23 protein-coding genes are annotated in these 23,727 nt (G+C 63.9%); 8 read left to right on the top strand and 15 right to left on the bottom strand.

What is annotated here, in order from left to right; translation table 11 throughout:
• Window positions 1–2: 2 nt before the first annotated feature.
• The 4 genes from dnaG to PO883_RS23240 form a co-directional block, all read right to left on the bottom strand.
• Entirely contained in the window at window positions 3–1,787 is a 1,785-nt protein-coding gene (gene dnaG / locus PO883_RS23255; RefSeq protein ID WP_289311856.1) for a DNA primase, read from the bottom strand.
• Between the two features lie 113 nt (window positions 1,788–1,900).
• On the bottom strand, window positions 1,901–2,350 hold the full coding sequence (locus PO883_RS23250; RefSeq protein WP_289311855.1) for a GatB/YqeY domain-containing protein: 450 nt from the start codon (window positions 2,348–2,350) through the stop codon (window positions 1,901–1,903).
• 160 nt (window positions 2,351–2,510) lie between these two features.
• Window positions 2,511–2,723, bottom strand: a complete 213-nt coding sequence (gene rpsU / locus PO883_RS23245; RefSeq protein ID WP_008451879.1) for a 30S ribosomal protein S21 — start codon at window positions 2,721–2,723, stop codon at window positions 2,511–2,513.
• 122 nt (window positions 2,724–2,845) lie between these two features.
• Window positions 2,846–4,054 (bottom strand): NAD(P)/FAD-dependent oxidoreductase, encoded by a 1,209-nt coding sequence (locus PO883_RS23240; protein WP_289311854.1) that lies wholly within the window; start codon window positions 4,052–4,054, stop codon window positions 2,846–2,848.
• Between PO883_RS23240 and PO883_RS23235 the strand changes: the two genes are divergently transcribed.
• Window positions 3,950–4,168, top strand: coding sequence for a hypothetical protein (locus PO883_RS23235; protein ID WP_289311874.1), 219 nt, complete (start codon window positions 3,950–3,952; stop codon window positions 4,166–4,168). The genes PO883_RS23240 and PO883_RS23235 overlap by 105 nt on opposite strands.
• Before the next feature lie 103 nt (window positions 4,169–4,271).
• Here the strand turns inward: PO883_RS23235 and cobA are convergent, their stop codons facing one another.
• The gene (gene cobA / locus PO883_RS23230) at window positions 4,272–5,048 is read right to left on the bottom strand and encodes a uroporphyrinogen-III C-methyltransferase (protein ID WP_289311873.1); all 777 of its coding nucleotides are present in this window, start codon (window positions 5,046–5,048) and stop codon (window positions 4,272–4,274) included.
• The gene (gene ybiB, locus PO883_RS23225; RefSeq protein ID WP_289311853.1) at window positions 5,032–6,021 is read right to left on the bottom strand and encodes a DNA-binding protein YbiB; all 990 of its coding nucleotides are present in this window, start codon (window positions 6,019–6,021) and stop codon (window positions 5,032–5,034) included. The genes cobA and ybiB overlap by 17 nt, the downstream gene beginning before the upstream one ends.
• 120 nt (window positions 6,022–6,141) lie before the next feature.
• Here ybiB and PO883_RS23220 point away from each other — a divergent pair, with 120 nt between their 5' ends.
• From PO883_RS23220 to PO883_RS23205, 4 genes are all read left to right on the top strand, one after another.
• Window positions 6,142–7,647, top strand: coding sequence for a DUF4331 domain-containing protein (locus tag PO883_RS23220; RefSeq protein WP_289311852.1), 1,506 nt, complete (start codon window positions 6,142–6,144; stop codon window positions 7,645–7,647).
• 33 nt (window positions 7,648–7,680) lie between these two features.
• On the top strand, window positions 7,681–7,923 hold the full coding sequence (locus tag PO883_RS23215) for a hypothetical protein (protein ID WP_289311851.1): 243 nt from the start codon (window positions 7,681–7,683) through the stop codon (window positions 7,921–7,923).
• Between the two features lie 75 nt (window positions 7,924–7,998).
• Complete coding sequence (locus PO883_RS23210; protein WP_289311850.1) at window positions 7,999–9,192, top strand: tetratricopeptide repeat protein; 1,194 nt, start codon at window positions 7,999–8,001, stop codon at window positions 9,190–9,192.
• On the top strand, window positions 9,189–10,316 hold the full coding sequence (locus tag PO883_RS23205; protein ID WP_289311849.1) for a HupE/UreJ family protein: 1,128 nt from the start codon (window positions 9,189–9,191) through the stop codon (window positions 10,314–10,316). The genes PO883_RS23210 and PO883_RS23205 overlap by 4 nt, the downstream gene beginning before the upstream one ends.
• 61 nt (window positions 10,317–10,377) lie before the next feature.
• Here PO883_RS23205 and PO883_RS23200 read toward each other — a convergent pair whose 3' ends face one another.
• Window positions 10,378–12,066, bottom strand: coding sequence for an alkaline phosphatase (locus PO883_RS23200; RefSeq protein WP_289311848.1), 1,689 nt, complete (start codon window positions 12,064–12,066; stop codon window positions 10,378–10,380).
• Between the two features lie 186 nt (window positions 12,067–12,252).
• Between PO883_RS23200 and PO883_RS23195 the strand changes: the two genes are divergently transcribed.
• From PO883_RS23195 to PO883_RS23185, 3 genes are all read left to right on the top strand, one after another.
• On the top strand, window positions 12,253–13,311 hold the full coding sequence (locus tag PO883_RS23195; RefSeq protein ID WP_167085901.1) for a 3-deoxy-7-phosphoheptulonate synthase: 1,059 nt from the start codon (window positions 12,253–12,255) through the stop codon (window positions 13,309–13,311).
• A 174-nt stretch (window positions 13,312–13,485) separates the two neighbouring features.
• On the top strand, window positions 13,486–14,526 hold the full coding sequence (tsaD, locus tag PO883_RS23190; RefSeq protein WP_289311847.1) for a tRNA (adenosine(37)-N6)-threonylcarbamoyltransferase complex transferase subunit TsaD: 1,041 nt from the start codon (window positions 13,486–13,488) through the stop codon (window positions 14,524–14,526).
• Window positions 14,527–14,632: 106 nt separating this feature from the next.
• Complete coding sequence (locus PO883_RS23185; RefSeq protein ID WP_289311846.1) at window positions 14,633–15,478, top strand: endonuclease/exonuclease/phosphatase family protein; 846 nt, start codon at window positions 14,633–14,635, stop codon at window positions 15,476–15,478.
• 17 nt (window positions 15,479–15,495) lie between these two features.
• Here the strand turns inward: PO883_RS23185 and PO883_RS23180 are convergent, their stop codons facing one another.
• The 8 genes from PO883_RS23180 to PO883_RS23145 form a co-directional block, all read right to left on the bottom strand.
• Window positions 15,496–16,293 (bottom strand): ABC transporter ATP-binding protein, encoded by a 798-nt coding sequence (locus tag PO883_RS23180; protein WP_289311845.1) that lies wholly within the window; start codon window positions 16,291–16,293, stop codon window positions 15,496–15,498.
• 1 nt (window position 16,294) lies between these two features.
• Entirely contained in the window at window positions 16,295–17,203 is a 909-nt protein-coding gene (gene ntrB, locus PO883_RS23175) for a nitrate ABC transporter permease (protein WP_289311872.1), read from the bottom strand.
• Between the two features lie 14 nt (window positions 17,204–17,217).
• Complete coding sequence (locus PO883_RS23170) at window positions 17,218–18,453, bottom strand: CmpA/NrtA family ABC transporter substrate-binding protein (RefSeq protein WP_289311844.1); 1,236 nt, start codon at window positions 18,451–18,453, stop codon at window positions 17,218–17,220.
• Window positions 18,454–18,662: 209 nt separating this feature from the next.
• Window positions 18,663–18,953 carry a DUF427 domain-containing protein gene (locus PO883_RS23165; RefSeq protein WP_289311843.1) on the bottom strand — a complete coding sequence of 97 codons (291 nt, stop codon included), beginning with the start codon at window positions 18,951–18,953 and terminating at the stop codon, window positions 18,663–18,665.
• Between the two features lies 1 nt (window position 18,954).
• The gene (locus tag PO883_RS23160; protein WP_289311871.1) at window positions 18,955–19,617 is read right to left on the bottom strand and encodes a DsbA family oxidoreductase; all 663 of its coding nucleotides are present in this window, start codon (window positions 19,615–19,617) and stop codon (window positions 18,955–18,957) included.
• A gap of 60 nt (window positions 19,618–19,677) precedes the next feature.
• Window positions 19,678–20,295: a glycerol-3-phosphate 1-O-acyltransferase PlsY gene (gene plsY, locus PO883_RS23155; RefSeq protein WP_167087079.1), complete on the bottom strand. Its 618-nt coding sequence runs from the start codon at window positions 20,293–20,295 to the stop codon at window positions 19,678–19,680.
• Window positions 20,296–20,539: 244 nt separating this feature from the next.
• Complete coding sequence (locus PO883_RS23150; protein WP_289311842.1) at window positions 20,540–22,969, bottom strand: M66 family metalloprotease; 2,430 nt, start codon at window positions 22,967–22,969, stop codon at window positions 20,540–20,542.
• A 236-nt stretch (window positions 22,970–23,205) separates the two neighbouring features.
• Window positions 23,206–23,697 (bottom strand): aminoacyl-tRNA deacylase, encoded by a 492-nt coding sequence (locus PO883_RS23145; RefSeq protein WP_289311841.1) that lies wholly within the window; start codon window positions 23,695–23,697, stop codon window positions 23,206–23,208.
• Between the last annotated feature and the right edge of the window lie 30 nt (window positions 23,698–23,727).

Genomic DNA, 23,727 nt, shown 5'->3' with positions numbered 1-23,727 from the left:
GTCTATGCAGGTGCGCCGTCATCCTCCAGCCGCTTTTGCTCCGCCATGATTTCGCGGTAGCGCACACCCACCTGATCTGAGGTCAGCCCGGCGGAAAACAACTGGGTCAACTCCTGTTTTAGTGCCGCAAGTTTGATCTGCCTCACAGCCCCGACGAGCCACAATTTCACGCTATCGAAATCCGATTCCGGTTCGGACGCAATCTCGGCGATCAAGCCATCGTATTCGTTGCTGGTATCCTTCAAGTGCTGGGACAAGGCGGCAAAGCTGCCGTTCGCCCCCAGCGCCTGGCCGCAGGCGACCAGGTACAGCAAGCGCTCGGCCGCGTCCGGGCCGAAATGGTTGAACGCGGCCAGGGCCGCCTCGTCCAGCTCCAGGCTGAGCGGCGGATGGGCCACCAGATGGCGCAAGATCTGCAATTCCAGCCCGACCGGCTCGGGCCGGCCCTGGCGCGGCGGCGCCCGGCGCGCCACCGAGACCGGCTTGGACAGCTCGAACAGCGCCTCGATTTCGGCCGGCGTGGACTCGGTCATGCTGGCCAGGCCGCGCACGATCTGCAGGCGCAGCGAACTGGGCGACATCGATTGCAGCAGCGGCTTGGCGTCGAACTGGACGTGGGCGCGCCCTTCCGACGTGGAAAGATCGTGCTCGCCCGACACTTCGCGCAGCAAAAATTGCGACAAGGGCATCGCTTCATGAATCTCTTGCTCGAACACATCGGCGCCGAACTCGCGCACGAAACTGTCCGGATCATGCTCGGCCGGCAAAAACAGGAACTTGATGATCTTGTTGTCGCTCACCTGCGGCAGGCAGGCTTCGAGCGCGCGGCGGGCGGCGCGGCGGCCGGCCTTGTCGCCGTCGAAACTGAAAATCACGCTATCGGTCTGGCGCAGCAACTTTTGCACGTGGGTACTGGTGCAGGCGGTGCCGAGCGTGGCCACCGCTTGCGGAAAGCCGAGCTGGGCCAGCGCGACCACATCCATATAGCCTTCGGTGACCAGCACATAGCCGGCGTCGCGGATGGCCTGGCGCGCCTCGAACAGGCCGTACAGCTCCAGGCCCTTCTGGAATAGCGGGGTTTCCGGGGAATTCAGGTATTTCGGCTCGCCCTGGTCCAGTACGCGTCCGCCGAAGCCGATCACCTGGCCTTTGGTATTGCGGATCGGGAACATGATGCGCTCGCGGAAGCGGTCATAGCGTTTCTTGTTGCCGCCGTCTTCGTCGACCTTGTCGATCACCAGGCCGGACTCGACCAGCGCCAGCACCTCGTAATCGGGGAATATGGTGCGCAGGTTATCCCAGCCGGACGGGGCGTAGCCCATGCCGAAGCGGGCCGCCACTTCGCCGGTCAGGCCGCGGTTTTTCAGGTAGGCGATGGCATTCGTGGCGCCGCGCAACTGGCCACGGTAGTAATCGCAGGCCTGGGTCATGGCTTCGGTCAGGGCCAACGCCTGGGCCTGGTTGGCGGCGCGCTGCAGCGGCGGAATCTTGTCGTCCGCATCGGGCACGACCATGCCGACGCCCTGGGCCAGGTCCTTGACTGCATCGATGAAACCCATGCCGGAATACTCGATCAGGAAGCCGACCGCGTTGCCATGCGCGCTGCAACCGAAGCAATGGTAGAACTGCTTGGTCGGGCTGACCGTGAAACTGGGGGATTTTTCGCTGTGAAACGGGCACAAGCCCATAAAATTGGCTCCGCCCTTCTTCAGCTGGACGTAGCGGCCGACCACATCGACGATGTCGATACGGTTGAGTAAATCGGTCAGGAAGGATTGTGGAATCACGTGCGATGAACAGTCTTTGTGTCAGGTCAGACTATACCGCCGCGCCCGCCGCAGATTTGATCTGCGACAAGACGCGGCCCCGGCGGCTTCCGCGACAACGTTGCGTAGGACGATCAGGCGGGCGCGAGCGCCTTTTTGATCAAGCCCGAAACGGCGCTCATGTCGGTGCCTTTTGGCAATTTCGCCTTGAGCAAGCCCATGACCTTGCCCATGTCTTGCGGACCGGCGGCACCCGAGGCGCTCACGGCGGCGGCCACTTCGGCGGCGATTTCTTCTTCCGACAGGCCGGCCGGCATGTAGGCGACCAGGATGGCCAGTTCGGCTTTTTCGATATCGGCCAGGTCGGCGCGGTTGCCCGCCTCGAACTGGGTGATCGAATCCTTGCGCTGCTTGATCATTTTTTCGATGATCGCCAGGGTTTGCTCATCGTCGAGTTCGATGCGCTCATCGACTTCGCGGCGCTTGATTTCGGCCAGGATCAGGCGGATCGTACCCAGCTTGGCCGCTTCTTTCGCGCGCATCGCCGCTTTCATGTCGTCGGTAATTTGTTCTTTCAAGCCCATGGCAATCCTCGTATCGATAAGTAATATAAACAGGTAACAAGCGGCAAAAACCAAATAGCAAAACCCGCTGCGGTAAACCGGAGCGGGTCTGCGACTACAGTAAAAACAAAGACCCGGACAGGCTGTACGCCGTCACCGGATCAGTTTCGACTAGACAGTCTTAGAATAATTTCTTAGGCAGTTGCTGGCTGCGGATACGCTTGTAGTGGCGCTTCACGGCAGCTGCCAGCTTGCGCTTGCGCTCAGCCGTTGGCTTTTCGTAGAACTCGCGTGCGCGCAGTTCGGTCAGCAGACCCGTTTTTTCGATGGTGCGTTTGAAGCGACGCATTGCGACTTCGAACGGCTCGTTTTCTTTAAGGCGAATAGTGGTCATGTAAAAATCAAACCGTTAGATTTAGGGAAGAACGAGATAATAGCACCGATCACACAGCTTTGGAAGTATTTCGCTTTTCCTCGTCCGTTTTTGCTGTTTCGCAACAGCCACGGCGCCGCCGTTTACACCGCCTGCCCGGCCGCCACGCCCGAGGCCCATGCCCACTGGAAGTTATAGCCGCCCAGCCAGCCAGTCACGTCGACCGCCTCGCCGATGAAATACAGGCCCGGTACCTTGTTGGCCATCATCGATTGCTGCGACAGCTCGCGCGTATCGATGCCGCCCAGGGTCACCTCGGCCTTGCGGTAGCCTTCCGAGCCGGTCGGCACGATGGCCCAGCGGTTGATGGCGTCGCCCAGCTTGCGCAGTTTCGCGTCCGGCAGGTCGGCCAGGCGCGCATCGGGGGTCAGGCCGGCGATGGCGATCACCACCTCGGCCAGGCGCACCGGCAGCCATTGCGACACCACGTTGCCGAGTTGCTTCTTGAGCGTGCTCTTGCCCTCGATCAACTCCTGCGCCACATCCATCTCCGGCAACAGGTTGACGATGATCGGCGTGCCCGGCTGCCAGTAGCTGGAAATTTGCAGGATGGCCGGGCCCGACAGGCCGCGGTGGGTGAACAGCAAATCCTCGCGGAAATGGCCGCGCTTGCTGCCCTTGCCCTTGTTGCTGCCGGTTTCCACCTCGACTTCGAGGGCGATGCCGGCCAGTGGCGCGAAGGCTTCCCAGCCGGGGCCATCAAAGGTCAGCGGTACCAGGCCTGGGCGTGGCTCGACCATCTTCAGGTCGAACTGGGCTGCGATGCGGTAGCCGAAATCGGTCGCGCCGATCTTAGGGATCGACAAGCCGCCGGTGGCGATGACGACGCTGTCGGCCAGGATCTCGCCGCTGTCGGTGAGGATGAAGAAACCCTCGGCGGTTTTTTCGAGCGACTCGACCTTGGACGGCATGCGCCAAGTCACATCGCCGCTGGCGCACTCGGCTTTGAGCATCTGGATGATCTGTTCGGCCGACTCATTACAAAACAGCTGGCCGCGATGCTTCTCGTGATAGCCGATGCGGTGTTTCTTCACGAGGGTCAGAAAATCCTGAGGGGTATAACGCGATAATGCGCTCTTGCAGAAATGGGGATTATCCGACAAAAAATTCTGCGGCGCGGCATTGATATTAGTGAAGTTACAACGTCCTCCGCCCGAAATCCTGATCTTTTCTGCAAGCTTCTCCGCATGATCGATCAACACCACGCGTTTGCCGCGCTGGGCGGCGACAGCCGCGCACATCATCCCGGCCGCGCCCGCGCCGATCACTGCTACATCAAATTGTTTTGCCATGGCGTATGCCGGTTTCCGCTAATCACTAAAACAGTGATTGTAAACCGCGCCGGGGCCGCCAAGTGCCCGAACGTGTCCGAACCAGCGGTAGAAATCCCTACCACCGGGGTCTGACCTCTGATTAGCAACACAAATAATTGCTAATCAGAGGTCAGACCCCGGTTGTAGGTGTTTGAAGGTGGTCGGGCTCAGTGATACTCTGCACAGGGTAGGAAATTCAGGCTGGTCGTGCGAGTGCCTGGATATGCTCGACCGCGCTGTCGGCGCAGCGCACCACGTCGCCAATCACGATGATGCTGGGACTGCCCAGCCCGGAAACCGCAAGATCGTCGGCCAGGTCGGCCAGGGTCGTCAGCAGCTGCGTCTGCCCCGCCCCGGTCGCCGAATGGATCACGGCCACCGGCGTGCTGCCCGCCTTGCCGCCCGCCAGCAGCTCCGCCTGGATCTGCCGGCAGCGCGCCACGCCCATGTAGATCACCAGGGTCAGCCCGGTCTGCGCCAACAATGCCCAGTCCGGCGTGCGGGCGCTGCCGGGCTCGTCGCCGCGCTCATGCCCGGTCACGAAGATGGCACCCGAACTCCAGTCGCGGTGCGTCAGCGGCACCCCAATCGACGACGCTGCCGCCAACCCGCTGCTGATGCCGTTGATGACCTCGACCGCGATGCCTTCGGCCATCAAGTGCGCGCGCTCTTCGCCGCCACGCCCGAAAATGAAAGGATCGCCTCCCTTGAGCCGCACCACGGTGCGCCCGGCCCGCGCCTCGGCCACCATCAAGCGTTCAATGAATTCTTGCGAAGTCGACCGGCAACCGCCGCGCTTACCCACCGGCACAATACGCGCCGACGGCGAGGCGTGCTCCAGGATCGCCAGGTTGACCAGGTCGTCCACCAGCAGCACATCGGCCGCCGCAATCGCCTTCACCGCTTTCAAGGTCAGCAGCTCCGGATCGCCCGGACCGGCCCCGACCAGATAAACCTTACCTTTGCTCTCCATCATGCGCACCCGTGTTTGCCTGTATTGACTTTGAAACTAGCAAGCACTGTGCCACTTGTTCGGTAATCGAGGCCGGCACGGCCACGCCGCCCTCCAGCGCGCGGGTAATCCAGGCCGCCGTGGTGGCGGCGTCACGCTCGGCAGGTCCCTCCGCCACGTCATCTGTTGGTGCATCACGCTGCACCAGCACGGTGCGCTCGACGCCGTGGAACCAGTCGATCTGCTGCGCCCGGTTGGCATTGGCCACCGTTTCGCCTTCGGTGCCGCGCATCAGGAAGGCGTCGCCCCGCCCTTCGCGCGCGATGGTCGTGAAGTATTCGCCGAGCATGTCCAGGTACTCCGGATGCGTGTACGACACCAGCCGCAGCGCCGGCCCCGCGAACGGTTGCAAAATCTTGACCAGGGTATGGGTCGAGTTGCGCACACCCAAAATGCGGCGCAGCGACAGCAAGTGCGCCATCTTCGGCGCCAGCGTCTCGATCGGCATGAAGGCGGGCTTGCCGGCGGCAAATGCGGCCTGCACATCGGCATGTGACCCCGCCGGCCCGATCCCCATCGCGGCGAAAATCTCGGCCGTCGTCACCCGCCCCGGATCGCTGCTCACGCCATGCACCAGCACCGGCACGCCTTCGCGCGCCAGCAGCAGCGCCAGCAGCGGCGTCAGGTTGGCCATCTTGCGCGCGCCGTTGTAGCTGGGAATAAGTACCGGCGCGTACGCTCCCGCCGGCGCCACCAGCGGCGCAAACGAGGCTTGGCCCGCATCGAGGAAACCGGCGATCTCGTCCACCGACTCGCCCTTGATGCGCATCGCCAGCAAAATGCCGCCCAGCTCCAGGTCGGACACCCTGCCGTCGAGCATCGCTTCATACAGCGCATGCGCATGTTCGCGCGTCATGCTGCGCGCTCCTTTTTTACCGCGCCCGATTTCTTTTATAAAAGTGGCGGCCAGGAATGGTTCGGTTGTTTTGTTCATGGGGTTCAGCTTAACACTGCATTGATAAAAATTTATTTGGCATAAAGTGAATCCGGCGATGGCAGCGCCGCGTATATCTGCATACACATCAGTGTGAAACCCTATAACGAGGAGAGCAACATGAACCAGACGAGACTACGGGCAACCATCGGCGCGGTATTGGCAGGCAAGCTGCTGGCCTGCGCATTCGTGCCGTCGGCATTCGCATCGAGCCACCGCGAAGCGCCGTTCATCACGCGCAATCCGAAGATCGATGCCACCGACTTCTACATGTTCCGCAGTTACCAGGCCGGCCGCAGCGATTTTACAACGCTGATCGCCAACTATGTGCCGCTGCAGGATGCCTACGGCGGCCCGAACTACTTCATGATGGACCCGGACGCACTCTACGAAATCCATGTCGATAACAATGGCGACGCCAAGGAAGACATCACCTTCCAGTTCCGCTTCAAGAATACCAATAAGGATACGCAGCTGACCGTGGGCGGTAAAAAAGTCTCGATTCCCCTCGTGATCAACGGCGGCCCGATCGCCGACACCAACGCCGCCGGCGCCAATGTGCGCGAAACCTTCACCGTCACCGTGGTCCGCGGCGACCGCCGCAGCGGCACCCGCGCCATCGTCGCCAATGCCGACACCGGCCACACCGCCTTCGACAAGCCCTTGGACAACATCGGCAACAAGTCGATCCCGAACTACGACGCCTACGCCGCCCGCCACCTGTACAAGGTCACCATTCCCGGCTGCGCAGCCCCGGCCAGACTGTTCGTCGGCCAGCGCAAGGATCCCTTCGTCGTCAACCTCGGCGAAACCTTCGACCTGATTAACATCAAGGCGCCGGCCGTCGAGTTCAGCGCCAACGCCGAAAAAGGCGCGAAGGACGACCTGGCCGACAAGAACGTGACCACCCTGAGCATGGAAGTGCCGACCTCCTGCCTGCTCAGCGCCACTGCGGGCGACCCGGTCATCGGCGGCTGGACCACGGCCAGCCTGCGCCAGGGCCGCCTGATCAACCCGACGCCGAAGTCCGACGCCGACGTCTCGAAAGAAGGCGGCGCCTGGGTCCAGGTCTCGCGCCTGGGCATGCCGCTGGTGAACGAAGTCGTCATCGGCCTGAAAGACAAGGACCGCTTCAACCACAGCAAGCCATCGGCCGACGGCCAGTTCGCCGACTACGTGACCAATCCGACCCTGCCCGCGCTGGTCGAAATCCTGTACGGCAGCGCCGGCGCCAAGGCCCCGACCAACTTCCCGCGCAACGACCTGGTGGCCGCCTTCCTGACCGGGATCAAGGGCGTGAACCAGCCGAAGACCGTCACCGCCTCGGAAATGCTGCGCCTGAACACCTCGATCGCCCCGACCGCACCGGGCATGCAAAAGCGCCTCGGCGTGATCGAAGGCGACAACGCGGGCTTTCCGAACGGCCGCCGTCCGGGCGACGACGTGGTCGACGTCGCGCTGCGCGTCGTCATGGGCAAGCTGTGCACCCTCAACATCGGCTGCGCACCGGCTGATGCACCGGCCGGTGCCCTGCGCTTCACCGACGGCGCGTATCTGGACGAGACCATGGTCAACGCCAGCTTCCCATACCTGAAATCGCCGATCCCGGGTTCGCCCCAGAAGTAATGGCCACCGCAATCACATGAACCGGAGAGCACCATGAAAAAACTGAGCTTGATCTGTGCCTTGCTGCTGCTGACGGCATGCGGCAGCGATACCCGCACCTCGTCCCCGCCGGAAGTACCGACGCCACCGCCGCCGCCACCAGCGGGCCCGCTCGCCGATGCCTTCTACAACTCGGTGAAGACCACCGTGGCGGCCATGCCTGACGATAGCGACGCGGCCAGCATCGACGCCATCGCCAGCACCGCGCCGGAAGACACGGAACCGTCGGCGCTGTAAGCACCAATCCGGCCGGGAGGCTTGCGTCCCGGCCGCTGTCGTACCCAAACTCTTCTCACGCACCGGGAACACATCATGCCGAAACGATTCGCTCGCATTGCCGTTCCCGCGCTGCTGCTGTACGCGCTCGCTGTGCCGGCCAGTCAGGCAGCACCCTATATTCCCGCCAGCGGCGGCACCGTCGTCGAGCGCCTGCCGCGCCGCGCCGACCCTCTTCAACGCGAACTGGCCGCACTGCGCGCGCAACTGGCCGCCCGTCCCGGCGACATGGCCCTGGCCACGCGCACCGCGCAGCGCTACATCACGGTAGCGCGCCAGGAAACCGATCCGCGCTATTTCGGCTACGCACAGGCCGCGCTGGCGCCATGGTGGGCCATGCCGGCGCCCCCGCCGCAGGTGCGCCTGCTGCGTGCCACGCTGCTGCAAAGTACCCACCACTTCGCCGAAGCCTTGCGCGACCTGGACGCCATCGTCAGCGCCGATTCAAGCAATCCGCAAGCCTGGCTCACGCGCGCCATCGTGCAGACCGTGCGCGGCGAGTACCAGGCGGCCACCGCGAGCTGCGCCCGCCTGTCGTCGCTGTCGACCGAACTGGCGACGATTACCTGCGTGGCCAACGTCGGCACCATGACCGGACGCTCGGCCAGGAGCGAAGCCCTGCTCGACCTCACCCTGCGCCGCAACCAGGAAGCCGACGCCGGGATGCAGGTCTGGGTCTTGACACTGCTCGGTGAAATGGCGCAGCGGCGCGGCGACGCCAAGGCCGCCGAAGCACGTTTCAGGCGCGCGCTGGCCCTGGAGCCGCGCGACAGCTACCTGCTCGGCGCCTACGCCGACTTCCTGCTGGAGCAGCAGCGCGCAGCGGAGGTGCTTGTCCTGGTCAAGGACTACACCCGCATCGACGGCCTGCTGCTGCGCCATGCGCTGGCCCTGCGCCAGGGCGGCGTGGCCACCGATGCGCTGCGCAATGCCGACGCCGAACTCAAGGCCCGCTTCGACGCCGCCATGCAGCGCGGCGACACCGTCCACCAGCGCGAACAGGCACGCTACGAGCTGCACATCCGCGGCGACGCCAAAACAGCGCTCGCGCTGGCGCAGCAAAACTGGGCGGTGCAGAAGGAATCGGCCGACATGCGGGTGCTGCTGGAAGCGGCCGCCAAAGCCGGCGACAAGGCCGCCGCCGCACCGGTCATCGACTGGGTGGCCAAACACGCGGTGGAAGACGTGGCCGTGGCGCGCCTGGTCAGGCAAATCAAGGCGGGCGCATGATGGGCCGCTACTTCATTGGCCTGCTGATGCTGGCGCTGGCCCTGGTCGCCGCTCCGGCGCGCGCACACAAGCCGAGCGACAGCTACCTGACCATCAGGGTGGCCGGCCAGCAGGTCGACGGCCAGTGGGACATCGCCCTGCGCGACCTCGATTTTGCCCTGGACCTCGACCAGGACGGTGACGGCGACCTGACCTGGGATGAAATCCGCAGCCAGCACGCCGCCATCGCCAACTACGCGCTGGCGCGCCTGGCGCTCACCAGCGGCGGCGCCGCCTGCCCCATCGTCGCCGGCGAGCAGCTGATCGACCAGCACACCGACGGCGCCTACACGGTGCTGCGCTTTCGCGCCACCTGCCGCGCCGCCGCGACTGCGCTCGGCGTCGGCTACCGCCTGTTCGCCGACCTCGATCCGCAGCACAAGGGACTGGTCAAGCTGGAGCACGAAGGCGTGACCTCGACCGCCATTTTCAGCCCCGACGCGGCGCGCCAGGATCTGCTGCTGCGCGCGCCCGGCAAGTTCGTCCAGTTCGCCGGCTACGTCCAACACGGCGTGTGGCATATCTGGATCGGCTTCGACCACATTCTGTTCCTGCTCTCGCTGCTGCTGCCGGCGGTGCTGGCGCCAATCGCAATGCAACAGGAGCAGCCGCTCAGGGCGGCCTTTACCGATGTACTCAAGGTGGTGACCGCGTTCACGCTGGCGCACTCGCTGACCTTGACCCTGGCCAGCCTGCAGGTGCTGTCGCTGCCGTCGCGCTGGGTGGAATCGGCAATTGCGGCCTCGGTGCTGCTGGCGGCGGTGAATAACGTCATCCCGCTGTTTCGCGGACGCCGGCCGCTGGCGGCCTTCGTGTTCGGGCTGATTCACGGTTTCGGCTTTGCCGGCGTACTGGCCGACCTGGGCCTGCCGCAAAGCGCGCTGGCGTTGAGCCTCGCGGGCTTTAACGTGGGCGTGGAACTGGGGCAGCTGGCCATCGTGGCGGTATTCCTGCCGCTGGCGTTCCTGACGCGCCGCACCTGGTTTTACGGTCAGTTGATGAGCACCGGCTCGGTGGTCATCGCCCTGGTCGCCGCCGTCTGGCTGTTCGAGCGCGCTTTCGATATGAAAGTGCTGCCCGTGTAAGGGGTAAGTGCGTGGTTTTGGGGACGGCGCCGCATTCCACCGTGCGCCCCGTCCCCTTTTTTTACACCGCGATCAGCTTGCGGTTGGCGGCGCCAGGCAGCGTCTTGAGGACCTTGCCGGCAACGGCCGCGTAGCTGGTCGACTTGACCGTGCTCACATAGCGGTACTCGGCGCGCGTTTCGGTTGGCGTTACCGTCACCACCATGAAGCCGCGCGACTTCGTTTCCGCATACACCAGCGGCCCGATGATCTGTTCCAGGCCGGCCGCCACCAGCGCCGGATCTTCATTCTTGAAGATATCTTCAAAGCCCGGCGAGGTCACCGACGACACCCCGAACTCCACCCCGACCGCCTGCCCGTTCATGTCGGCCAGGTCGCTGGCCCAGGCGTTGTGCGTGTCGCCGGCCAGCACCACCAGGTTCTTGTTCAGTGCCCTGGCCGTGGCCAGTACGGTTTCACGCGCGGCCTGGTAGCCATCCCACGCATCGAGGTTGTATGGCACCGATGGCTGGGCCAGGATCTGCTGCTCGGCTGCCGTCAACGTCGCTGGCGCGCTCTTTGCCTTTGCCAGCAGGGCGACGTAGGCGCCGAAGCCGATCGCGCCCAGCACCAGCGGCGCCGGCAGGTTCATGCGCGCCATCAGCACCTGCTGGCCCAGCATCTGCCAGGTGGCGCTCGATTTTCCCATCTGGCCTTTGAGCCAGGTGGTTTGATCGGCACCCATCAGCTGGCGCGCCGGATCGCCCACGGCGGCAGCGAAGCTGGCGCCATTAAAAGCGCCGCCGGCGCCGACATAGCTGGCGTAGCCAAGCTGCTTGTCGCGGCCGATAATGCGCGTGTCGAGCATGTGCAGCGACAGCAGGTTGCCGAAGTCGAAGGAGCGGTAGATGCGCTCAGGCTTGCCGGCGTCCGGCAGGCGGATCGGCATCCATTCGTTGTAGGCCTGGATCGCCATCTGGCGGCGCGCCAGGAACAGGCCTTCGGTGGCCGGGTCGTGATTCTCCGCGCCTTCGCGCCAGGTGTCGTTGGCCAGTTCGTGATCGTCCCACACGGTGATGAAGGGCATGCGCGCGTGGATCGCCTGCAAGTCCTTGTCGGCGCGGTACTGGGCGTAGCGGCGCCGGTAGTCGCTCAGGGTGATGATCTCGTTGGCCGGCACCGACACGCGGCCCATCGCCTCGGCGTCCTTGGCGGCGTAACCGTCCTTGGCGTATTCGTAGATGTAGTCGCCCAGGTGGATGGCGGCGTCGATATCGTTCAGCTTTGCCGCTTCGGCGTAGACATGGAAGTAGCCGGCCGGGTAGTTGGTGCAGCTGAACACCGCCAGCCTGACCTGCGCCAGGTTGCCCGTGCCGAGGGTCTTGGTGCGGCCGACCGGCGAGGCGGCGCCGTACGCGACGAAGCGGTAGTAATAGGCGCGGTTGGCGGCCAGGCCGGTCGCATCGACCTTGACGGTGTAGTCGCGCGCCGGGCCGGTGGGGGTGGTGCCGGTGGCGGCGATGACGGCGAAGTTGCTGTCTTCGGAGAGTTCCCATTTGACCTCGATGTCGCCGCTGGCAGCGGTGCTGATGCGGGTCCACAGGATCACGCGGTCGCTCATCGGATCGCCACTGGCCACGCCGTGCGCGAAGCGGACATCGATGTCGCCGCCATCGCTGCCGCCGCAGCCGGCCAGTGCGGCGCCGGACGCCGCGACGGTCCCGAGCGAGAGCTTGCGAAGGAACTTGCGGCGTGAATTCGGTTGGGTCATGACAGCTCGTTGTAGGGAGTTGAGAAGCCGGCAAGCTTAAAGGAACGGCATGACCAGGTGATGACACGGTCAATGGCGGCCGGCGCCCAGGCGGCGGGGTTTTTGATGCAAGCGGTGCAAGAAGGGCCGATTCGGGCTAAACTCCCCTATCCACGCCGAAAAACACGAGAAAAAGCAGCCTTCATGATTACTACCCCAGACATCGAAAATACCAACGTCACGTCGTTCGCGACCATGCCGACCCCGGAAGAGCTGCACAAGCGCCTTCCCCTGAGCGACAGCGCGTTTGCCACGGTCATGCAGGGCCGCGCCGCGCTGCGCGACATCATCGACCGCAAGGACAAGCGCCTGTTCGTCGTCGTCGGTCCGTGCTCGATCCACGATCCGGTGGCCGGCATCGACTATGCGCGCCGCCTCAAGGCGCTGCAAGCCGACGTGGCCGACACCATGCTGCTGGTGATGCGCGTGTATTTCGAAAAACCGCGCACCACGACCGGCTGGAAGGGCTATATCAACGATCCGCACATGGACGATTCCTTCCGCGTCGACGAAGGCATGGAAAAAGCGCGCCGCTTCCTGCTCGACGTGTGCGAACTGGGCCTGCCCACCGCCACCGAAGCGCTCGACCCGATCTCGCCGCAGTACCTGGGCGATTTGATCGCCTGGACCGCGATCGGCGCGCGCACCACCGAATCGCAGACGCACCGCGAGATGTCGTCGGGCTTGTCGACGCCGGTCGGCTTCAAGAACGGTACCGATGGCGATATCAGCATCGCGATCAACGCCATTTTGTCGTCGGCGCATCCGCACTCGTTTTTGGGCATCAACGGCCAGGGCACGGTATCGATCGTGCGCACCAGCGGCAACGCGTACGGCCACGTGGTGCTGCGCGGCGGCGACGGACGTCCGAATTACGATTCGGTGTCGATCGCGATCGCGGAGCAGGCGCTGGAAAAGGCCAAGCTGCCGGCCAACCTGGTGGTCGACTGCTCGCATGCGAACAGCTACAAGAAGCCTGAGTTGCAGCCGCTGGTAATGTCGGACGTGGTGCAGCAGATCCGTCACGGGAACAAGTCGCTGGTCGGTGTGATGATCGAGTCGAATATCGTCGGCGGCAACCAGAAGATTCCGGCCGATCTGTCGCAGCTGAAGTATGGCTGCTCGGTGACCGATGGCTGCATCGATTGGGATGCGACCGAGACCATGCTGCGTGCCGCGCACGCGGAGCTGTTGCAGCGTCCGTAAGCCTCACCCGACGTCGTTCCCGCGCAGGGCTAGGCGCCCCCACGGCAACCCAAGTTCGTAGCGCAGCTAACGGCTTATCGACAAACTTGGGTTCCCGCCGAGTGCCGCCTTGGCGCGGGAACGACGCAGTGGTGCTTTACAATGGCGCATTCCTTCTTATCTTGCGCACCTCCCATGATTGTTCTCGGCGTCGAATCCTCCTGCGATGAAACCGGCCTTGCGTTGTACGACACGCAACGCGGCTTGCTCTCCCACGCCCTGCATTCGCAGGTCGCCATGCACGAGGAGTACGGCGGCGTGGTGCCCGAACTGGCTTCGCGCGACCATATCCGGCGCGCCATCCCCCTGCTCGAAGAAACCCTGTCCCGCGCCAGCGTGGCCATGGCCGATATCGACGCCATCGCCTACACCCAGGGTCCGGGCCTGGCCGGGGCGCTGCTGGTCGGCTCCTCGATCGCTTGCAGCCTCGCGCTGGCGCTCGACAAGCCGGTGCTCGGCGTGCACCACCTCGAAGGCCATCTGCTCTCGCCCCTGCTGGCGAGCGATCCGCCGCAGTTCCCGTTCATCGCGCTGCTGGTCTCGGGCGGCCACACGCAGCTGATGCGGGTCGATGGCGTCGGCCAGTACACCCTGCTCGGCGAAACACTGGACGACGCGGCCGGCGAAGCCTTCGACAAATCGGCCAAGCTGCTCGGCCTGGGCTACCCCGGCGGCCCGGCGATTTCGCGCCTGGCCGAATTCGGCGATCCGCTGGCCTACAAGCTGCCGCGTCCCATGCTGCACTCGAAGGACTTCAACTTCAGCTTCTCGGGCCTGAAAACGGCCGTGCTGACGGTGGTGAAGAACCACGAGGAAAAAATCATCGCCAATATCTGCGAACAGGACAAGGCCAACATCGCGCGCGGCTTTGTCGATGCCATCGTCGATGTGCTGACCGCCAAGTGCATCAGCGCGCTGCGCCACACCGGCTTGAAGCGCCTGGTGATCGCCGGCGGCGTGGGCGCCAACGCCCAGCTGCGCGCCTCGCTCAACGCGGCCGCTTCCGCCAAAAAATTCCGCGTGTTTTATCCGGAGCTGGAATTCTGCACCGATAACGGCGCCATGATCGCTTTTGCCGGCGCCATGCGCCTGCAAATCAATCCCGCTGCGGCGACGCGCGACTACAGCTTCAACGTGCGCCCGCGCTGGCCGCTCGACGAGATCAAGGTGGTCTGAAAAAACCCATGCACTGAACTTGCGGCGCCGGTCACGATCCTACCGTGTACCGTATTTTTCCAAAGAATGGCAAACTCGCCCGGTTCTGTTTTTCCGGAGGTGCTGTATGCGTGTTGTTAGCTGGAATATTCACTGGGGTTGCGGCAAGGATGGCAGGATCCGCATCCATGCCATCATCGATGTGTTGCGCAAATTAAATCCCGATGTGATTTGCCTGCAGGAAGTTGCGTCAAATCATGCCGAGCTTGAAGGCAATGCCAACGCCAACCAGTTCCGCCAGCTGGCGGGAGCCTTTGGCGGCTACCAGCCGGTGATCGAACCGACCAGCGAAATCTACCAAAACAATCTGCCGCGCCAGTTCGGCAATATGTTGCTCTCCAAATATAGAATCAACCAGGTGCACCGCTACCTGCTGCCGTGGCCGCCCGATCCGGGCAGTCCGGCCGGCATGCCGCGCGGCCTGATCGAGGCGGTCGTCGATGCGCCCGGCGGCCGGGTGCGCGTGCTGACCACGCACCTGGAATACTACTCGCCGGTGCAGCGCATGGCGCAGGTCCGGCATATCAAGTATTTGCATTGGGAAGCCTGCGAACGGGCGCGCATCTTTCAACCGGACCCGACCATGGACCCGCCATACCAGCTCGGATACCGGCCCGGCTCGGCGATCTATTGCGGCGACTTCAATTTCACGCCCGACTCGCCCGATTACCAGGAATTGATCGCGCCGGACGACAGCATCGCGCTGCCGCTGGTCGACGCCTGGCGCTTGCGCCATCCGGAAATCGCGCGCGCGCCGAGCGCCGGTTTGCACGGCTTCAAGTGGCCGGAGCGGGCTGATTGCTTCGACTATTTTTTCGTCACCGACGATCTGGCCGCGCGCGTGACCGAGGTGGAAGTGCAGTCGGAAACGGCAGCCTCCGACCATCAGCCGATCGTGCTTGATATTGCCTGAGCCCTGGCGCAGCTTGCTCAGGCCGCCTGCGGCCTGGACTGGCGGTGATACAGGAACTCCAGCACCCGCGTGCGGTACTCCATGTACAGCGCGTCGTGCGCCAGCGCCACCCGCTCGCGCGGGCGCGCCAGCCGCACTTGCACGATGTCGCCGATGGTCGCCGCCGGCCCGTTGCTCATCATCACGATGCGGTCGGACAGCAGCACCGCCTCGTCCACGTCGTGGGTCACCATCACCACGGTCGATCCGGTCTGGGCCACGATGCGCAGCAATTCGTCCTGCAAGTGCGCGCGCGTGAGGGCGTCGAGCGCGCCGAAGGGTTCGTCCATCAGCAACACTTTCGGCTCCATCGACAGCGCGCGCGCAATGCCGACGCGCTGCTTCATGCCGCCCGAAATCTCGTTGGGGCGCTTGCTCGCCGCCGCGCCCAGCCCCACCAGCGCCAGCGCCGCATTGGCGCGCTCGCGCAGCTGGCTGGCCGATTCCTTGTGCGAGAACACACGTTCGACCGCCAGGTACACATTCTCGAAGCAGCTCAGCCACGGCAGCAGCGAGTGGTTCTGGAACACGACCGCGCGCTCGGGCGACGGTCCGGCAATCTCGCGGCCGGCGCAGATCAGGGCGCCATCGGTGGCCGTGGTCAATCCCGCCAGCAGGTTGAGCAGGGTCGACTTGCCGCAGCCCGAGTGGCCGATCAGGGTCACGAATTCGCCCTGCGCCACCGTCAGGTTGATGTCGTGGAGCGCGTGGAAGCGTCCCTTGCGCGTCTCGAACACCATCTCGGCGTGCTGCACTTCAATGAATTTCTTGTTCATGTCAGTTCCCCGCTTCTTCATAGGTAAAGGCCTTGGCCAGCGCCATCAGGGCAAGTTCGAGCGCCAGCCCGACCACGCCGATGACGACGATGGCGATCAGGATGTGCGGCACGTTCAGGTTATTCCACTCATCCCACACCCAGAAGCCGATGCCGACGCCGCCGGTCAGCATTTCAGCGGCGACGATCACCAGCCAGGCGGTGCCGATGGCCAGGCGCACGCCGGTCAGCATGTAGGGCAGTACCGAAGGCAGCAGGATTTTGGTGAAAATTTTCCATTCCGACAGTTGCAGCACGCGCGCCACGTTCATGTAGTCCTGCGGCACGCGCCGCACGCCGGCGGCGGTGTTGACGATCATCGGCCAGATCGAGCAGATGAAGATCGACCAGATCGCGGCTGGATCGGCCGACTTGAACACCAGCAAGCCAATCGGCAGCCAGGCCAGCGGCGAGACGGGCTTGAGCAGGCTGATGATGGGATTGAACATGCCCGCCAGAAAATTGAAGCGTCCGATCATGAAGCCGAGCGGAATCCCGACCGCGGCCGCCAGGCCGAAGCCGAGCGCCACGCGCTTGAGCGAGGCCAGGATGTTCCAGCCGATGCCCTGGTCGTTGGGGCCGTTGCGGTAGAAGGGATCGGCGAACATGCGCAGCGCTTCGGCGAAGGTCACGGCGGGCGAGGGAAAGCTGCTGTTGTTGACCGATAGAATCTGCCACAGCAGCACCAGCAGGCCCAGTCCCATCAGCGGCGGCAGCACTGCCAGGAGCACGCCGCGCAGGCGTGACTTGCCATTGCTCAAGGTCACGCCCTGGCTGGCCAGGCGCTGGCTGCGCGGGCGTTTTTCAGGCACCGGCGCGGCCAGCGCGGCGCCACTCGGGGTGTTCGACATCGATTCCAGCACGGCACTCATCATGGGCTCCCGGTTCAGGCTTTGATCTTGAAGGCGTCGGCGTAGGCCTTGGGATTCTTGCCATCCCAGACCGTTCCGTCGAGCATTTTCACCGTGCGCAGCGGCGACTTCGGCACGCTCACCTTGGCCATGGCGGCGGCCTCGGTGTACAGCCCGATCTGGTTGACGCTGGTGGCGCTGGCCAGGTAGTCGGGCTCGGTCTTGAGCAAGCCCCAGCGCTTGTGCTGGGTCAGGAACCACATGCCGTCCGACAGGTAGGGATAGTTGACCGTGCCATCGTTGTAGAACTTCATGTAGTTGGGGTCGTCCCAGGTCTTGCCCATGCCGTTCTGGTAGCGGCCCAGGATGCGCTGGTTGATCACGTCGACCGAGGTGTTCACGTAGGACTTGTCGGCGATGGTGGCTGCCATCTTCGTCTTGTTGACCAGGCCGGCGTCGATCCACTTGCTCGCTTCGAGCACGGCGGCGATCAGGGCGCGCGCGCTGTTCGGGTATTTCCTGGCCCAGTCGAGCGTGGTGCCCAGGGTTTTTTCCGGGTGGTCTTTCCAGATATCCTGGGTGGTGGCGGCGGTGACCCCGACCCCGTCGACGATGGCGCGGTGGTTCCACGGCTCGCCCACGCAAAAACCATCCATGTTGCCGACGCGCATATTGGCCACCATCTGCGGCGGCGGCACGGTGATCACCTTGGCATCCTTGAGCGGGTTGATGCCGTAGGTGGCCAGCCAGTAGTACAGCCACATCGCGTGGGTGCCGGTCGGGAAGGTCTGGGCGAAGGAATATTCGCGCTTGTCGGTCTGCATCAGCTTGGCGAGGGAGGCGCCATCCACGCCGCCCTTGTCGGCCACTTTTTTGGAGAGGGTGATGGCCTGGCCGTTGTGGTTCAGGTTCATCAGCACCGCCATGTCCTTCCTGGCGCCGCCCACGCCCATCTGGACGCCGTACAGCAGGCCGTAGAGCACGTGGGCGGCGTCCAGCTCACCGTTGACCAGCTTGTCGCGCACGCTGGCCCAGGACGATTCCTTGCTCAGGACAATCTTGATGCCGTATTTCTTGTCGAAGCCGAGCACCGAGGCCATCACCACCGAAGCGCAGTCGGTCAGAGGGATGAAGCCGATCTTGATTTCTTCCTTTTCGGGCTGGTCGGAGCCGGCGGCGAACACGCCGCCGCTGACAAGGCCGGTCAGCGAGACGGCGGCGCCGGCCTTGAGCAGGGTGCGGCGGGTCGGGATGGTGCGGTCGGTCGTCATGGTTCCCTCGTTTGGCAAGCTGGGCGCGGACGTGCGCCGTTACCAGGACATCAGCAAATGGCGTGCCAGCGGGAAACGAGAGTGAGGAAGAGGGAAGTTAAGGGCGGGAGGCGCCGTGATGGGGGGTTTTCGGCACTGATATTGTGCGGCGCACCAAAAATGATCGTCGTTCCTGCCGTGGCAGAAACGACTTTTCGACAGTCTTTCGCTTAACGCTGAACGGTGACGCCCTTCCAGAACGCCACGTACCCGGCAATCTGCCTGGCAGCATCGAACGGCGCGCGGTAGGTCCACACCGCGTCGCGGTTGGTTTCGCCATCGACCAGCAAACTGACATAGTTCGCCGTGCCCTTCCATGGGCACTTGGTCTCGGTCGCGCTCGGCTGTAAATAATCCTGCCTGACCGCCGACATCGGGAAATACACATTGTTTTCGACGATCTGCACCTGGTCAATCGGCGCGTCGGCGATCACGGCCCCGTTCCAGCTGGCTGTCGGCATCTCAATGCTCCTGCGACGTGGATTCGGCCGCAATCTGGCGCAGCGCCTGTTCGAACACTTCTGGCGGCTGCCCGCCCGAAATCAAGTGCCGGTCGTTGATGATGATGGCCGGCACCGAACTGATGCCTTGCTGCTGGTAGAACTGCTCGCGCTCGCGCACATCGCCGGCATACGCGCCGCTGGCAAGCACCTCGGCCGCCTGCGCGGCATCCAGGCCCACTTCGCCCGCCACCCGCGCCAGCACGGCGTGGTCGCCCGGACTCTCGCCCTTGGTGAAGTAAGTCTCGAACAGCGCCATCTTCAGTTCGCGCTGGCGCCCTTGCAGCTCGGCCCAGTGCAGCAGGCGGTGCGCGTCGAAGGTGTTGTAGATGCGGCTGCGCGCATCCATGTCGAAGCGAAAGCCCAGGTCGGCGCCGCGCGCGCGGATCATGTCGCGTGTCTGCGCGCCCTGCTCCGGCGTGGCGCCGTATTTTTCAGTGAGGTGTTCGCCGATATCCTGGCCTTCGGCAACCATGTTCGGATTGAGCTCGAAGGGCTGGAAGTGCAGTTCGGCGCTCGCCACGCCGTCCAGGCGGCCCAGCGCCTGTTCCAGCGACTTGAGTCCAATCACGCACCAGGGGCAGGAGATATCGGATACAAAATCAATTTTCAGCTTGGTCACCAGGTGCTCCTGTCGGTCGGGCCTTTCATTCTAGCGCCAAGCCGCGGATCGCACCTGCACACCCTATTTTTTGGCGCCCGCCGATTTGCTGCCGATCTTGCTTTCCTTGCCGGCCATCAGCTTGGCAATGTTCTGGTTGTGGCGGAACAGCAGCAGCGAACTCATGGCCACCACGGCGAAAAACAGTTCATCGATGCCGAATGCCATCCCGTAGTAAATCGGGGCCAGGATCGCGGCCACCAGCGCCGCCAGCGACGAGTAGCGCGTCGTGAAGGCGACCACCAGCCAGGTCGCGAGCACCGCCAGGCCCAGCCAGACATTGATACCGAGCAGCACGCCCAGGATGGTCGCCACGCCCTTGCCGCCCACAAAGCGGAAGAATACGGGCCACAGGTGCCCCAGGAACACGGCAACGGCCACCAGCGCGATGCCGGCCGTGCCCACCCCATACTCGCCCGCCAGGCGGATGGCCAGCCAGACCGCGAACCAGCCCTTGGCGCCGTCGCCGATCAGGGTGGCGATCGCCGCGCCCTTGTTGCCGCTGCGCAGCACGTTGGTCGCGCCCGGATTCTTGGAACCGTAGGTGCGCGGGTCCGACAGGCTGAACAGGCGGCTCATCACCACGGCGAACGAAATCGAGCCGATCAGATAGGCGACGATGGTGAAAATGGCTGTAGTCATGGTGGTCTCTCTTGTTGGGAAGAGGCGCTGTGCGCCGGGCGTGAATATACACCATCCTCGCAGCCGGATCACCCCTCTCATCCTGATGCCGGGGCCGCCCGGGACGCTGTTTCATCAACAGCGCAACAGCGGCCCCGTCAAAAGCCGGTGCGCGCGCGCCAGTCGACGATCTTGTCGCCGCCATAAAAAAAACGGCCCTTGCGGGCCGCTTTCCATTACCAGGGGCCGGCTGGCCCCCACCTTGTTACAGTGCGTTGTTGCGCTCCTGCCTGACCAGCGTCGTATTGACGCCATCGGACAGGCTCAATTCAAACGCGCCACCGGCCGGCAGCGCGTCCAGCGACAAGACCGCGCTGCCATGTTGCAGATCCTGCGCCAGGGTGGTGCGCTTGCCATCGGTGACCAGCGTCACCGTCAGGTAAGGATAGCTGGCGTGATCCCAGCTCAGTTGCACCTTGCCGGCTTGCTCGCGCACCTGCACCGCGGCCGCGCGCTGGACGCTGCCCTCGGGGATCGCACGGGCGGTCGACTGCATCAGGTTCGCCTTGCCCTTGACCACGGAAATACTGACGATCGGGCCCGGGTGCGGAATCGACAAGCTAAAGTTGAGCGACTTCATGTCCTCTGGATGGTCGACCGCCAGCGTGCTGAACGGATAGTCGAGCGCGCCTTTGGCCGTCACGATATGCAAGGTGTACTCGCCCTTGGCCTGCAGCTTGGCGCGGCCGGTGAACGATTTCAGTGGCGAGAGCGTTGCCTTGTCGCCGCTGATCTGGCCGCTGACCAGGATCAGATCCTGCGCCGCAGCGCTCGCCGTCGACGCCATGATCGCATCGGCCGGGGTCAGGAAGGCCTGCATCAGGTGGGTGTTGTAATCCGAGAAGGTGCTGCCGCCGCAATAACTCATGATGTCATGGATATTCGTGCTGCGCGGATCAAAGAAGGCAGCCCTGCTGAACAGATAGCCCCAGGTGTAGTGGGTGCCCGTGCCCAGCTGCGCGTTCGGGTAGGGATACTTCGGATCCGGCGAGCCGGCACCGCCGCAGGCGGCGTGGTTCAGACGGTAGTTGTGGCCCAGTTCATGGACCACGATACCGCGCAAGCCGTCTTCATTCATCGACGGAATATCGGCAGCAACGCCACTGGTGCCCGGCACATAGGCCAGGCCGGCCAGGCCGTAGGTCGCTTTCGGAATGATGCCGAAGTAATGCTGGCGATCGTTGCCGTTTTCCAGGCGGTGCAAGTCGGCGATTTCGCCCAGGATTTTACCGAACGCATCTCTCCATTCGGTTTCATTGACGGGCATGCGCGTCACGCGCGACGACACGTACGTGGCGCGGGCGCGCTGGTTCACGGTCGAGACTGGAATGCGATCCTGCACGAAGTCGCGCAGATTGCTGACCACACGGCCGACCGAAGTGCCGATCTGGACCGGAATCGTGACCAGCTCCATCGGGATGCCGCCGCCAACGCGCGGATTGATGGTCTTGCTCTGGCCATTCGCCAGGACCACGTTCAGGCGCAGGCCGGGGCGCACCAGGTCGGACGGCACCACCGCGATGTACGAGGTGTTCGCATCGGGCACGAGCGGCACGCTGGAGGGAAGCGCACCGGCGGGCTTGTTCAAGGCGATTTCGCGCAGGACATTGCCATTCGCATCCTTGACCTGGACTTTGCCGTCCGGCTTGGCTACGCCTGGCGTGTTGCTCAGGGCATTGACCTTGACCATCACCGCCTTGGCATTGATCAAGATCAGGGCGCTGTCGCTACTGTCGAACAGTTGCGATTGCGCCAGCTGGATGCTGCCGATGCGTGGATCGCCAGACGCCGGTGGGGTGGCGTCGGCAATCGGCGCGCCAGGGATATAGCAGCTTTTCACCAGGCCGGGGGCCGGGTTGGCCATCGCGCCCACGCTGCAATCGACACCATCGGTCTTGGTGTAGGTGTAATACTTGCCTTCCGCCCCGAACAGCACCGCATTGGTGCCGCTGAAATTGCAGCGGCCGCCTTCGGTGGCGCACAAGGTCCACGTGACCTGGGCCTTGTCGCAACGTTTGGCGATGCCCGGCGTTGGATCGCCAAACACATTGCTGTTGCAAGCCACGCCGCCGGTCGCCGTCTTGCTCATGAAGCTGGTGCCGGAACCATAGCGCACGGTGCGCGTATCGCCAAAAGCGCACTGGCCGCCCTCGACGCCGCAGGCTTCCCAGGTGCTGGTCACTTCGCAATGCTTGGCCACGCCCGGCGCCGGATCGCCAAAGGTGGCGGTGTTGCACGAGGCGCCCCAGCCCAGCGTCTTGCTGACGAAGCGGTTGCCCGCGCCATAGCGCACGGTCTGGTTGCCGTTGAAAACGCAACGGCTATTTTCGTTCGCGCAGAATGTCCATTGGGTGGTCGAGGCGGCGGCGGCCATGCCCATGGTGGTGGCGTTGGCGATCGGGGCGGCAGCGCTGCCCAGGCTGGCGCCGCCGCCGCTGATCACGCCGACCCCGGCCGTATCGGCGCTGCTCGCCTCAGGCGGCGCGGTGGCCGCATCGGCGCTGCTGGCGACAGGCGGCGCGGTGGCCGCAGCGGGTGCGTGGCGCTCGCCCGATGCGCCGGTGTTATCGCCGCATGCGGTCAACACCCCGCTGGTGAAGGCAATTATTGCCAGGCATTTCAACAAACGTCTCATGTCTACTCCGGATCAGTGTTTCAGGGATTTATTCATGCAAATAGGCTGCACATTAACCTGACGGACTGGGCAAAGTAAACTTTTGTTAAGATTATTAGTCAAAATCCCATGGAATATTTACAACAATACTACGCACCATGCTGCACGGGAAGGATTTGAGGCCAATTCCCCCCCAAATACTTACACGCATGCATTTATTCGCATCGCAAGCCTGGCAGGCTTGCGCGCGACCGGCGCTACTCTTCCAGCGCGCAGCTGACCGGGCGCGCAGCGAGCAGGTCGACCAGCACGCGCGGGGCAATGCCGACCAGGTAGCCGCGCCGCCCGCCGTTGATATAAATCGTTTCCAGCGCCAGGATGCTCTCTTCCACATACACCGGCAGCGCCTTGCGCGTGCCGAACGGCGAGGTGCCGCCGATCTGGAAACCGGAATGGCGCTGCGCCACCTCGGGCTTGCACGGCTCAACCGACTTGCAGGGAATGGCGCGCGCCAGGTTCTTGGTCGACACCTTGCAGTCGCCATGCATCAGCACGATCAGCGGCTTGGCCGCTTCATCCTGCATCACCAGCGTCTTGACAACGTCGTGCTCGGGTACGCCCAGCTCGCGCGCCGACACCGATGTGCCGCCATGTTCTTCGTACGGATAAGGATGTTCGCTGAACATCACACCGTGCTTGCGCAGGAACTGCGTCGCCGGTGTTTCGGAAATGTGCTCTTTCTTGGCCATGCGTGATACGCTAAACGTTCAATGAGGAGT

The sequence above is a fragment of the Massilia sp. DJPM01 genome (genome assembly GCF_030348125.1).
In the GTDB taxonomy this organism is placed as follows: Bacteria; Pseudomonadota; Gammaproteobacteria; order Burkholderiales; family Burkholderiaceae_D; genus Telluria_A; species Telluria_A frigida.
This window is presented reverse-complemented; position numbering and strand designations above follow the sequence as displayed.

Coding starts and splice junctions, on each gene's coding strand:
- PO883_RS23250 (WP_289311855.1), bottom strand. CDS start 2,350: ATGGGCTTGAAAGAACAAATTACCGACGACATGAAAGCGGCGATGCGC.
- PO883_RS23165 (WP_289311843.1), bottom strand. CDS start 18,953: ATGCCGACAGCCAGCTGGAACGGGGCCGTGATCGCCGACGCGCCGATT.
- PO883_RS23185 (WP_289311846.1), top strand. CDS start 14,633: ATGCGTGTTGTTAGCTGGAATATTCACTGGGGTTGCGGCAAGGATGGC.
- PO883_RS23240 (WP_289311854.1), bottom strand. CDS start 4,054: ATGGCAAAACAATTTGATGTAGCAGTGATCGGCGCGGGCGCGGCCGGG.
- PO883_RS23170 (WP_289311844.1), bottom strand. CDS start 18,453: ATGACGACCGACCGCACCATCCCGACCCGCCGCACCCTGCTCAAGGCC.
- PO883_RS23150 (WP_289311842.1), bottom strand. CDS start 22,969: ATGAGACGTTTGTTGAAATGCCTGGCAATAATTGCCTTCACCAGCGGG.
- cobA (WP_289311873.1), bottom strand. CDS start 5,048: ATGGAGAGCAAAGGTAAGGTTTATCTGGTCGGGGCCGGTCCGGGCGAT.
- PO883_RS23145 (WP_289311841.1), bottom strand. CDS start 23,697: ATGGCCAAGAAAGAGCACATTTCCGAAACACCGGCGACGCAGTTCCTG.
- tsaD (WP_289311847.1), top strand. CDS start 13,486: ATGATTGTTCTCGGCGTCGAATCCTCCTGCGATGAAACCGGCCTTGCG.
- PO883_RS23210 (WP_289311850.1), top strand. CDS start 7,999: ATGCCGAAACGATTCGCTCGCATTGCCGTTCCCGCGCTGCTGCTGTAC.
- PO883_RS23215 (WP_289311851.1), top strand. CDS start 7,681: ATGAAAAAACTGAGCTTGATCTGTGCCTTGCTGCTGCTGACGGCATGC.
- PO883_RS23235 (WP_289311874.1), top strand. CDS start 3,950: ATGATCGATCAACACCACGCGTTTGCCGCGCTGGGCGGCGACAGCCGC.
- ybiB (WP_289311853.1), bottom strand. CDS start 6,021: ATGAACAAAACAACCGAACCATTCCTGGCCGCCACTTTTATAAAAGAA.
- PO883_RS23180 (WP_289311845.1), bottom strand. CDS start 16,293: ATGAACAAGAAATTCATTGAAGTGCAGCACGCCGAGATGGTGTTCGAG.
- PO883_RS23220 (WP_289311852.1), top strand. CDS start 6,142: ATGAACCAGACGAGACTACGGGCAACCATCGGCGCGGTATTGGCAGGC.
- plsY (WP_167087079.1), bottom strand. CDS start 20,295: ATGACTACAGCCATTTTCACCATCGTCGCCTATCTGATCGGCTCGATT.
- PO883_RS23205 (WP_289311849.1), top strand. CDS start 9,189: ATGATGGGCCGCTACTTCATTGGCCTGCTGATGCTGGCGCTGGCCCTG.
- ntrB (WP_289311872.1), bottom strand. CDS start 17,203: ATGAGTGCCGTGCTGGAATCGATGTCGAACACCCCGAGTGGCGCCGCG.
- PO883_RS23200 (WP_289311848.1), bottom strand. CDS start 12,066: ATGACCCAACCGAATTCACGCCGCAAGTTCCTTCGCAAGCTCTCGCTC.
- rpsU (WP_008451879.1), bottom strand. CDS start 2,723: ATGACCACTATTCGCCTTAAAGAAAACGAGCCGTTCGAAGTCGCAATG.